Annotated in this window: 9 protein-coding genes; all 9 read left to right on the top strand. The window is 40.1% G+C overall.

The features are described from left to right. Positions 1-490: 490 nt before the first annotated feature. The 9 genes from NSQ61_RS12240 (at position 491) to NSQ61_RS12200 (ending at position 12,103) form a co-directional block, all read left to right on the top strand. Positions 491-2,638, top strand: a complete 2,148-nt coding sequence (locus NSQ61_RS12240) for a hydantoinase/oxoprolinase family protein (RefSeq protein WP_063389238.1) — start codon at positions 491-493, stop codon at positions 2,636-2,638. A 22-nt stretch (positions 2,639-2,660) separates the two neighbouring features. Next, the gene (locus NSQ61_RS12235; protein ID WP_066246781.1) at positions 2,661-4,940 is read left to right on the top strand and encodes a hydantoinase B/oxoprolinase family protein; all 2,280 of its coding nucleotides are present in this window, start codon (positions 2,661-2,663) and stop codon (positions 4,938-4,940) included. 4 nt (positions 4,941-4,944) lie between these two features. Further along, complete coding sequence (locus NSQ61_RS12230; protein WP_063389236.1) at positions 4,945-5,445, top strand: acetone carboxylase subunit gamma; 501 nt, start codon at positions 4,945-4,947, stop codon at positions 5,443-5,445. Continuing rightward, positions 5,412-5,540 carry an acetone carboxylase subunit gamma gene (locus NSQ61_RS12225; protein WP_445659450.1) on the top strand — a complete coding sequence of 43 codons (129 nt, stop codon included), beginning with the start codon at positions 5,412-5,414 and terminating at the stop codon, positions 5,538-5,540. The genes NSQ61_RS12230 and NSQ61_RS12225 overlap by 34 nt, the downstream gene beginning before the upstream one ends. 518 nt (positions 5,541-6,058) lie before the next feature. Beyond that, positions 6,059-8,047, top strand: coding sequence for a sigma-54-dependent Fis family transcriptional regulator (locus tag NSQ61_RS12220; RefSeq protein WP_066246779.1), 1,989 nt, complete (start codon positions 6,059-6,061; stop codon positions 8,045-8,047). A 228-nt stretch (positions 8,048-8,275) separates the two neighbouring features. After that, a complete protein-coding gene (locus NSQ61_RS12215; RefSeq protein WP_063389235.1) occupies positions 8,276-8,704 on the top strand; it encodes a DUF2935 domain-containing protein in 429 nt (142 codons plus the stop codon). A 459-nt stretch (positions 8,705-9,163) separates the two neighbouring features. Then, entirely contained in the window at positions 9,164-10,264 is a 1,101-nt protein-coding gene (locus NSQ61_RS12210) for a sensor histidine kinase (RefSeq protein WP_066246778.1), read from the top strand. Beyond that, positions 10,264-10,899 carry a response regulator transcription factor gene (locus NSQ61_RS12205; protein ID WP_339212212.1) on the top strand — a complete coding sequence of 212 codons (636 nt, stop codon included), beginning with the start codon at positions 10,264-10,266 and terminating at the stop codon, positions 10,897-10,899. Before NSQ61_RS12210 ends, NSQ61_RS12205 begins: the two co-directional genes overlap by 1 nt. A 271-nt stretch (positions 10,900-11,170) precedes the next feature. Beyond that, positions 11,171-12,103 (top strand): ABC transporter ATP-binding protein, encoded by a 933-nt coding sequence (locus NSQ61_RS12200; protein ID WP_063389232.1) that lies wholly within the window; start codon positions 11,171-11,173, stop codon positions 12,101-12,103. The last annotated feature ends 10 nt before the right edge of the window (positions 12,104-12,113 follow it).

The raw sequence follows: 12,113 nt of genomic DNA, 5'->3' as shown, positions 1-12,113 counted from the left end.
ACTAAAATTTCAGAACATTCAAACTTGTTTTTTACTTAGAAACAAAATGAAACTGCAGTTATTGTTCATCAAATTTTCCATCATAAAATTAGGACGGTACAATAGTGGCTTTGTCATTCAAGTCGTCTTTGTTGTCCCTTGGAAAATTCCTTGTCGTTATTTTTATGTTTACTAGACTAAAAGATGGTCTATTTTTTTACAAAAAATCTCTTGATCGAGCTTAAGCTGTCTGTCGAATTGTATGGAGCAAGCAACAAAATTCTATGGGCGAATTGCAACAAATTCTTTTTTAGCTGTATTGTTGTACGAAAAAATTGTAGCGAAACAGTGTAGCGATTCGCTACAATTCATCATTCTCTTTCACCATTCTCTAATTTTCGAAAGCCTTTTCTCTTCTCAACTTTTTGATAATTTTTAATATTGGCACGAATGTTGCAAAGTAAAAAGCGAAAACAAAATCAATTTTTGAAAAAAGAAAGGAGAGAAATGGATGGAAGCAGTAACAACTCGCAATGCACAAATACTTGCTATCGATGCAGGGGGAACGATGACAGATACCTTCATTATTGACGACAATGGTGAATTTGTCGTCGGAAAAGCACAATCCACACCTGAAGATGAATCAATTGGTCTTCTCAACTCTGCAAGGGATGCACTAACTTACTGGAACACAACAGTAGAAGAAGAATTTCCTAAATTGCTTGCGGGTGTCTACTCCGGAACAGCGATGCTGAATCGTCTCGTGTCAAGGAAAGGACGCCGCGTCGGTCTGATCGTTAATAAAGGGATGGAGGATTTCCATCGAATGGGCCGGGCGATCCAGGCTTACCTAGGATATTCTTATTCAGACCGTTTACACTTGAATACTCATCGTTACGATCCTCCACTTGTACCGAGAGAATTGACAAGAGGCGTAACAGAAAGAGTCGATTTATTTGGAAACGTTGTCATTCCACTTTATGAACATGAAGTGGAACCAGCAGTATTGGACCTTCTGGAACAGGATGTCGAAGCAATTGTGATCAGTTTGCTTCATTCTTACAAATATCCGCAGCATGAACGAAAAATTAGGGATATTGCAAAGGAAGTCATGAAGAAAGTCGGAAAAGAAGTGCCTGTGTTTGCATCGGTTGATTATTACCCTGTTAGAAAAGAGTCTCACCGCACAAATACAACCATTATTGAAGCATATGCAGCAGACCCGTCTCGGGAGACATTGTCGAAAATTGATAACATGTTAAGAAATCACGGGGCAAAATTTGATCTTCGGGTCATGGCCAGCCACGGTGGAACGATAAGTACGCGTGCAAATGAACTGGCAAGAACGCTCGTTTCAGGTCCGATTGGGGGAGTAGTTGGCGCGAAATATCTTGGTGAACAACTCGGTATTCGCAATATTGCATGCTCGGATATCGGCGGAACAAGTTTTGATATGGCTCTTATTACTCAAGGGGATTTGAGTATTAATACAAGCCCAGATATGGCAAGGCTTGTACTATCATTACCGCTTGTTTCCATGGATACTGTTGGAGCTGGGGCAGGCAGCTTTGTGCGAGTGGATCCGAACTTCAAATCATTAACACTTGGACCGGACAGCGCAGGTTCGAGAGTCGGCGTTTGTTATCCGGAGGGCGGCATAGAAACGGTAACAGTAACCGACTGCCACGTTGTTCTTGGACTAATCAACCCGGATAATTTCCTTGGCGGCGAGGTTAAGCTATATCCGGAAAGAGCTTATGAAGCATTGAAGAAGCAGGTCGCCGATCCGCTCGGATTATCTGTTGAAGACGCAGCATACGGTGTTATCGATCTGCTTGAGTCGCAACTGCGCAATTATCTTGAATCTATGATCCTTGGAAAAGGGTATTCGCCATCTCAATATGTATGCTTCTCTTATGGAGGCGGCGGTCCGCTTCATACTGCCGGCTACACAAAAGGTCTTGGCTTTGAAGATGTTCTAGTACCGGCGTGGGCAGCTGGATTTTCTGCTTTTGGCTGCGGTGCGGCAGACTTTGAATACCGCTATGATAAAACACTTGATATCAATGTAAACAACGGGGATGAAGACAGCAGTAAGCTGAAGGCAGGTAAAGAATTGCAGGATGCTTGGGATGAACTAATCGAAAAAGTGGCAGCTGAATTTGAGAAAAATAACTTTAAACGACAAGATGTGAGTTTCCGTCTTTATTTCCGCATGCAGTACCAAGGTCAGTTAAACGACCTTGAAATTGAATCGCCGATTCAAAAGTTTAAGGATATTAACGACTGGGAAGAGCTTGTCAAAGCATTCGAAGAAACGTATGCGAGAATTTACGCAAAAGCGGCCAAATCGCCTGAACTCGGTTACAGCATCACAGGAGCAATCGTACGCGGTATTGTTGAAGTGGCAAAGCCGAAAATTCCTGAGGAGCCTCTATCTGGAGAAACTCCGCCGTCAGAAGCGTTTCTTGGCCAGCGTGATGTGTATTGGAAGGGCGAGTGGATCAAAGCAAACATTTGGGAAATGGAAAAATTGAAGCCAGGGAACAAAATCGGTGCATTTTCAATTTTAGAATCTCCAGCCACAACGTTTGTGATTCCGCCTGGTTTTGAAACATATCTTGATGAGCATCGCATTTTCCACTTAAAAGAACTTTAAGGAAAAAGGAGGGTATTTTTTCATGACGATTACTGAAAAAACAATACAAAGCCAGAAAAATATTGGTTGGCACGGAAAAACACTCAAGCAAATGCGTAAAGAAATTGATGAAATCAGCCGAGAGACAGGACATTACGCAGGTTTAAAAACATTGCCATTAAAAGAGTCATATCCAATCCGCTATGAAAAGATCTTTTCAAAATTGCGGGGAGGAGTTGTGCATGCAAGGGAAACGGCCAAAAGAGTGGCGGCCTCCCCGATTGTTGAGCAAGAAGGGGAATTATGCTTTACTTTATACACTCCTGAAGGAGATTCGATTGTAACTTCTACTGGAATTATCATTCACGTCGGGACGATGGGCGCAGCGATTAAATACATGATTAAAAACGATTATGAAGAGAATCCGGGAATTGAAGACGGAGATATTTTCTGTAACAATGATTGCCAGATCGGAAATGTGCACCCATGTGACGTTCATACAATTGTTCCAATCTTTTACGAGGGCGAGCTGATAGGCTGGGTTGGCGGAGTTACCCACGTAATTGATGTTGGGGCGACTGCACCAGGAAGTATGACCGTTGGACCAGTTAGCCGTTACGATGACGGTTATCAAGTGGCCTGCCGTAAAATCGGTAAAAACGATACGCTCTTAAAAGATTGGCTTATTGAAAGCCAGCGTTCTGTCCGAACAACAAAGTACTGGCTTCTTGATGAACGGACTCGCGTAGCCGGCTGCCATATGATCAGAGACCTTGTCCTTGATATTGTCAAGGAGGAAGGTGTCGACACTTATAAACAATTTATTCGCGAGGTAATTGAGGATGGACGGCGCGGTTTTGTCAATCAAGTAAAAACGTTGCTGATTCCGGGTAAATACCGCCAAGTTTCATTTGTGGACGTACCGTATAAAAACCTAGATGTTCCTCCTTACGCTCGTGTAAACACGATTATGCATGCCCCAACAGAACTGACTGTTCACAAAGATGGCAAGTTCCAAATCGACTTTGAAGGCGTTAACAGATGGGGATGGCACAGCTACAATGCTACACCTGTTTCGATTACGAGCGGAATATGGGTCATGATGTCGCAAACGCTCATCCCGAACGATCGGGTTAATGATGGCGCTTATTATGCGAGCCAGTTCGACTTGCCTTACGGTTCATGGCTAAATCCGGACGATATTCGGACCGCTCACAGCTATGCATGGCACTTCCTTGTATCTGCATGGAGTCCATTATGGCGTGCACTTAGCCGCAACTACTTTGCACGCGGGTATTTAGAAGAAGTTAACGCCGGAAATGCCAACACTTCTAACTGGCTGCAAGGAGGAGGATATAACCAATTTAACGAAAATCATGCCGTTAACAGCTTCGAATCAGCAGCCGAAGGGGTCGGAGCAAGTGCGGTAAGAGACGGTATTAACCATGCGGCAGCCATCTGGAACCCTGAAGGTGATATGGGAGATATGGAAATTTGGGAGCTCGCAGAACCGCTTCTTTATTTGGGACGAAGCATAAAACCAAATACAGCAGGGTATGGAAAATACCGGGGAGGCAGCGGCTACGAGACTTTGCGGATGGTATATGGTGCAAAAGACTGGACGATGTTCTTTATGGGAAATGGCTATATGTCAAGTGACTGCGGTTTAATGGGAGGCTATCCAGCAGCATCAGGATACCGTTTTGAAGCACATGGAACGAATTTGAAAGAACGGATCGAAAAAAGACTGCCTATTCCTACAGGGGGAGACAGTGATCCGGATAATCCAGAATACGATACTTTAATGGAAGCAAAGGAAATTATCCGTGATAAGCAATCCATTACAACAGAAACAATTTTTGAAAATTACGATCTGTATTTAAATTACCTTCGTGGGGGACCTGGTTTTGGGGATCCGCTTGAGCGCAAGCCGAAAATGATTGAGGATGATTTAAATGAAGGACTGCTGCTGCCGCGTTATGCAGAAAGCGTTTACGGAGCAGTTGTCAGCAAAAATGAAAAAGGCAAGTATATCGTTGATGAAAAAGCGACAGAAAAACGCCGCAAAAAAATGAGAAAAGAGCGTCTAAAGCGCGGGGTTCCTGTAAAAGAATGGATGGAGCAGGAGAGACAAAAAATTCTAAACAAAGAAGCGGCTGTACAGGTTCGTCATATGTATGCCGGCAGCTTTGCCTTAAGTGAAAAATTTGCGAATGAGTTTAAACAGTTCTGGAATCTGCCGACAGAATGGCATTTATCAGAAGATGAGTTAGGTGTACCAACCTTTGGAGCAAAAATAAATCATCAGAAAAAAACGGGGTGAGAACATGGCACAATATGATCGTAAGACGATTGAAGAGCTGATCGACGGAACAATTGATTTTTACAAATTAAAAGAAATGCTTTCAAATTTTAAGGATACTGACCGATTTGATAAATATATCAGCATTTTGCAGGAAAGAGTTCCATGGGATGATCCAATTCTATTGCCGGCTGGACTTCACCTTTATATCGTTTTGAAGCCAGATGGCAAACGAGTCGTAAAGTGTGATTGCGGACATGAATTTTGTGAGGCAAGTGACAACTGGAAACTTCATGCGCTTATATACGTTCGTGATACAGAGGAAAAAATGGTGGAGCTGTATCCGAAGCTGCTTGCTCCAGATCCGGAGTGGCAGGTTATACGTGAATACTATTGCCCAAATTGTGCAAGTCAACTGGAGGTAGAAGCTGTAACACCTTGGTATCCAATCTTAAAAGATTTTGAACCAGATATTGATGCATTTTACAATGAATGGCTGAAGCGTCCGATACCTCAAGTGAAATAAACCATCAACGGTATCCAATCTTAAAAGATTTTGAACCAGATATTGATGCATTTTACAATGAATGGCTGAAGCGTCCGATACCTCAAGTGAAATAAACCATCAACCAGGAGTTCGTTTCTGACTAAAGGCTGACACAATCGAACAGCAAGTGGATAACCGAGTGTTTTCATCACAAAGGTTATCCACTTTTATTTAAAGCAGTTTTAAAAAAACTATAGAAAGTTGACACATTATTTCATTTTTAGAGAGAATACCATAAACAAACAGAATTTTTCACGACAAGCAGTTCAAAACGTATTGCTCAAAATTAATCTGTCGCATGCACACTTGAGCAAATGCGTTAAACATTTGACATCGTTTTGATAAAGCGATGGTGAACGCATGAATTTGATTCAAAAGATTAAAAATGCGAATCTAGACACTTGATATCTTCGAGTAAATACGTTAATAATTGTGGTAACACTTGTCACTTCCTTGCTTATCATCACTGGTGTGTAATTCCTTAAGAACTACGGGGGTGGTAAGTTTTTTGCTTTTAAAGCCCCGAATAAAGTATTTTTATAATCTATTTTCGAAAAATTTTGATAATATGTTCAAGAGGAGGGGGGAGTACATGGGCAATCCATATATATCTATTTTCTCTACGCACAACTTGCCAGATAAAAAAAGAGATTTGGAAACTTTATGGGAAATGTTTGTGGAAAGATCGTGGGAAGATAAAATATCGGGCAAAATACGAAAAAATGTTTTAGATTCTTGGAGCCGCTGTCAGGAAACTGGAGTTGACCCGATGCAATTGCAAACGAAGGCAGCTTTAACAGAATACGAATTAAATCATCTGTTAAAAGGATCTGAGCTATATCAAATTGCGAAACCGATTATTGATAATTTATTTTATAAGTTGAAAGGTACTAGGTATCTTATCACGCTGACAGATGAAAACGGTTGCATAATTTATTTGAAAGGTGAACCGTATGTTTTGCGGGAAGCGGAAAAAATGAATTTCACAGTTGGCATGGACTGGAGCGAAAATGCAGCAGGTACAAATGCGATTGGAACGTGTATCGTCACCCAAAATCCCATTCAAATTTTTTCTGCAGAACACTTTTGTCAAGGATGTCATCCATGGACATGTTCTTCAGCTCCTATCATTCATCCCTTCACAAAAGAGGTCATCGGTGTCATCGATTTTACAGGATTTTGGGAAGATGCTCAGCCTCATACACTTGGTTTAGCTGTATCCACTGCACAAGTGATTGAAAAACAGCTTGCATACGTCTATATGAAAGTGAATAACTATTTAATAGATTATTTTTTTCAATGCGCAAATAAATGGAAAAACGATCATATTCTAGTACTGAACCATGCCTTTTATGTTGTGAAGAGCAGTGAAAAGCTAATGGAATTATTTAACCTGAAACATGCAGGAGATTTGGCGGTAAATCCTGATTTTCATCCTTTAATAAATGAGATGAAAAGGATGTCCAAATTCTCTGCGAAAAACGATATTTCCAGCGATTTGATGGTTCGAGATTTCAAGGTTTTAGCAATCGAGCCGATTCATTTTAAAGGGGAAGTTGCTGGATATATGGTCGTGTTGAAGGATAACAAAAAGGTATTCCGTACCACTGCGCGATACATTCTCAAGGATGAACCATGGAACGATATTATTGGGACATCGGATGCATTGTTAACAGCACTAAACAAATGTTATAAAGCTGCTCCTTCAAATGTTCCGATTCTTCTGTTGGGAGAAAGCGGTACAGGAAAGGAAAAAATTGCAAAATCAATACATCAATCTAGTCAGAGAAGAGACAAACCTTTTTTAGCAATAAACTGTGGCGCAATTCCGAAAGAATTGATTGGAAGTGAACTGTTCGGTTACGAAAGTGGAACTTTTACCGGAGGTTCGAAAGAAGGGAAGAAAGGAAAATTTGAGGAAGCAAACGAAGGAACCTTGTTTTTAGATGAAATCGGCGAGATGCCGCTAGATCTGCAAGTCCATTTGCTTAGGGTGCTGCAAGAAAAGGAGATTATGAGGCTGGGTTCATCTCAAACGATTCCAATCAATGTGAGAATTATTGCTGCAACGAATAAGAACTTATATGCCTTGTGTAAACAAGGGCTTTTTCGCGAAGACTTATTTTTTAGACTTAACGTTGTTACGGTTAATATTCCTCCTCTTCGTGAGCGAAGGGAAGATATTCCTCTGATTGCTGATTATTTCTTAAAAAAATTTGCAAAAAAGTATGCGAGAGAATCCCTTTCCATTGCGCAAGAAACTTTAAATTACTTTTTAGAATATTCGTGGCCCGGCAACATAAGAGAAATGCAAAATGTCATTGAGTATGCCGTCATATTTAGTGATTCTCCTGTTATTAGGATAGAAGACTTACCGGCATACTTTATTGAAAACAGAATGAGCCTCTCCATCAATAACCAGCTTAAAGATTTATCTTTAATAGAAGTCGAAGAGCAAAAAGTGCTTGTCAGGCTTTTAGAGGAAACAGGCTGGAATTTATCAGCTGTCGCCAAAAAAATGAATATTGCCAGGTCCACTCTTTATCGGAAGTTAAAAAAATATCAGCTAAAACAAACATAAGCCGATTTTCTCGCGTAAATCCAATCATATTCACTAAACTCTTCACATGTCATCACATCTCAAATTTTTTAAAACAAAAGAATGCCTAGGCAAGGCGCTTTTTTTTACGGTGTCATAGATAATAGAAGCTAGTGTGTTGAAAATAAAAAGATCCTCAAACAAAGCTATCATACCTTATCCATTCCTTCCATACAATTGAAATGAACGACGATCATGGGAGGATGGATGATGCAATTTTATTACGGTCAGCAAATGCCGCTTCGCATATTGGATGAAGCGGAGTTTTGGAAGCATCAAGAGGAAGAGCATACTGTTGTGATCCGAGAGCTGGTGGCAAATTTAGAGCAAAACTATGTAGATGCTTTGTTAAATTGGGAAGAAGAATTGTCGAAGACGCATCAAAAGGTTGTGCGCTATATTGAGTCTGTCATACGCTCCCCTTACTATATTCCAGCAAAGCTTTATCAACGAGTATTGAATTTGGTGTCATTTTGCTTAAAGCAAAGTCTCGATTTTATTAAATTATGCCGGCAAATTAAAACGGAAAGCGCTGCTGTTCGAAAAAATCCGACCGCCAAAGTTGTTTTGAACCATATTATTCGTGAATCAGAATATTTTGTCGGCATAGCGCAAGTGCTGTTGTATGGCAGCAAGTAAATTTTCAAGGGAATTCCTTTTTTGAAGGAGTTTCCTTTTTGTTTTCCTGGATTTTATTATTATATCTATGATGTGTAATTTCGAGAGTATGAGGATATTTTTACATACTATGGAATACTAGTAAGAAAAAATTTTATTTATAAAAACCGCTGGAATATTGATTTTTATGCGGTTTTTACATTAACTAATTAGATATAGGAATTGTTATTGTTAGTTATAGGATTTAGTTAAAGACATCGGTTAGATTAAACCGGTGTCTTTAATTATAGAGGTTGTTATTTAGAAATGTTGAATTCTAAAATCACAGGGTAATTATTTTGGAGAGAATAAGGGAGGAGTTCAGTATTTTAATTAATTGGTACATGATTTGAGAAATGTCCGACATTTCTTTTGAAAAGCCGTTGACATTCTTTTATAGTTTCAGTAGGTTGATAGTAGATTACAAAGGGTGGGATGTCAGTGAAGGCTTTTTTATTCAGAGTGTTTGTTTTTGCCGTTTTATGGACGTACTTTTTATTTTCAGCTTTTTTGGATCATTCAGCACATCTCACCTTATTGGTATTTTTAAGTGCTTGTACAATTGGCTGCTATTTTTTTCTGCCTGTTGTCAAAAATACTCTTCTGTTGTACATCATCGTGGATCTTTTCATTTTGTCAGCGGGATGGCTTCAGTCTGCTGCAGGCAATCATGCCTCTCTTTTATTAATTTTATATCTTTATGTCGAAGCAATTTTTCAGCTAAAAAAACAGCCCTTTCGTCTGTTTGCCGTCATTCATGTTTCTGTTTCGATCCTGATCGCCTTATTCCTTCCTAATCCTTTTGAATGGCTGACGGTGTTTGCTATATTTACTTTCATTTCTGTTGTTTTAAATGAATATATCTTTGAAAGGAAGGAACAAAGGGAGCTGTATGAACAACTATTAGGAGAATATAGAGGATTAAAGCGTATCAGCTATGAAAACGAGCGGTCGGCCAGATTGGAAGAACGAACGAGAATTGCCCGTGATATTCATGATTCTGTCGGGCATAAATTAACGGCATTGCTGATGCAGCTTGAGATGCTTTCGATCAAAGAGAAAAGGAAGGAATATGAAGAATTAAAATCTTTAGTTCGCGAAAGTTTAGAGGAAACGAGACATGCAGTTAGGGCGCTAAAAATGGATGAAAGTGAAGGGATTTCGTCAGTGCTTCAGCTCATTCGTAAGCTGGAATCGGAAAGTCATATTATGGTGCATTTTACGACGAAGCAAGGGGTTTTGTCGGCCCGTCTTACTAATCAGCAAAATGTCGTTTTGTACCGAGTCATCCAAGAGGCGCTAACGAATGCGATGCGGCATGCGCAATCAAGGGAAGTGTATATCATATTAGGAAAAAATGCGATCGGTGACTTGGAATTTACGATAAAAAACCGGATATCGGATGCCAAACCGTTTCAAAAAGGCTTCGGTTTAACGAATATGAAAGAGCGTGTGAAAGAAGCTGGAGGAAGCTTGAACATATTTCAAACAAATGATGAGTTTGTTGTTCATGGGACTTTGCCAATAAAGGAGTATGAATGATGACCATCCGTATTTTACTTGTTGAAGATCAAGCCATTGTCCGCCAGGGCTTGAAAATGATGATCGAACAGGACGAGCAATTAAAAGTAGTCGCGGAAGCTGATCATGGGTTAAAAGCAATCGAAATAATGGAAAAGACAATTGTAGACCTGATTTTAATGGATATTCGCATGCCAGTTATGAACGGAGTAGAAGCGACTAAAAAAATAAAAGAGCGGTGGCCTGATGCGAAAATTCTTATTTTAACAACGTTTAATGATGAGGAATATGCCGTACAGACGTTGAAGGATGGGGCAAGCGGTTTTTTGCTGAAGACATCTGAACCGGCAAAGCTGATTGATGCGATACATAGCTGCATGAAAGGCGGAATGTCCATTCATGAAGATGTAGCGACAAAAATGGTACCGAAGCTGCTGGAAAAGCCAAAAAAAGAGATGGTGAACGTGCCTTTAACACCGCGTGAGCTGGCGATTGTGAAGCTTGTCGGCGAAGGAAAAACGAACAAAGAAATTGCGTCTGACCTTCATTTGTCCGTCGGAACTGTCAAAAACCATATGACGCAAATTTTAAATAAAATTGGGCTGCGGGATAGAACACAGCTCGCTATTTATGCCATTAAACATGATATTTGCTAGCTGTTTGATTAGGATCGGCTATTTAGGCCGGTCTTTTTTGTATTGAAATAATGCCGTGAAATTTTAAAGCTCTATGTTAATGAAGCGTTCATAATTGAAAAATGTTTGCTTCGACTCGGAATGTTTGCTGATTTTCAGCGCTATTCCTAGAGACTTTGTAAATGTATGACCTAAGTCATAGTTTTTCAGTGAAAAGAGTGACTGCAGATAGTATGTGAGAAAGTGCGGACGCTGTAATATACAAATAGAACGTTGAGAGGGAGGATAAAAAATGCTGGAAGCTGTTGAAATAACGAAAAGGTTTAAACAAACGCATGCTGTAAACGGTGTGAATTTATTTTTGGAAAGAGGGGAAATCATCGGGCTTTTGGGGCCAAACGGCGCCGGCAAATCGACCACCATTTCAATTATTTCTACTCTGATTCCGCCGACAAGCGGTGATGTTCGTTTGAATAACGAAAGTGTCATCAAAAGGCCGGAAAAGCTCAGAAAAATTTTAGGGGTTGTACCGCAAGAAATTGCATTATATCCCGATTTATCAGCGCGGGAAAATTTGCTGTTTTTCGGCAAAATTTATCGGCTGTCAGGTTCGCAATTAAAACAGAAGGTAGAGGAAGTTTTGGAAATGATCGGTTTAACGGATCGCCAGCATGATCTTGTTAAAAATTTTTCAGGCGGAATGAAGAGAAGATTGAACATCGGGGCTGCCTTGCTGCACGAACCTGAATTGATCATTATGGATGAACCGACAGTCGGCATTGATCCGCAATCAAGAAATTATATTTTGGAAACGGTCAAAAGGTTAAATAAGGAGAAAAAAATGACCGTATTGTACACGAGCCATTATATGGAGGAAGTCGAATTTTTATGCAATCGCATTTACATTATGGATAAAGGGAATATTTTGGCGGCCGGTACTAAAGAGGAGATAAAAAATATTTTATCGGCAGAAAACACAATCCAAATTACTGTCGAGCGCGTGAACGATTCATTTATTCAAGCGCTGCGTGATCATCCGGTTGTCAATCGCGTGACTGTGCAAGATCGGGTAATTACCGTATTAACGCCAAAAGAAGCGAATGCTTTTTCCATATTGTTCAAAATTGCTGAGGAAACAAACACAATGTTGACATCTATCGAGATTAAAACACCTACTTTGGAAGATGTGTTTCTTCATTTAACTGGAAGAGCATTACGAAATTAAAAGGGTGATG

Source organism: Aeribacillus sp. FSL K6-1121 (genome assembly GCF_038003725.1).
GTDB lineage: Bacteria > Bacillota > Bacilli > Bacillales > Aeribacillaceae > Aeribacillus > Aeribacillus composti.
The sequence above is the reverse complement of the archived record's forward strand: the minus strand, read 5'-3'. Positions and strand labels throughout refer to the sequence as shown.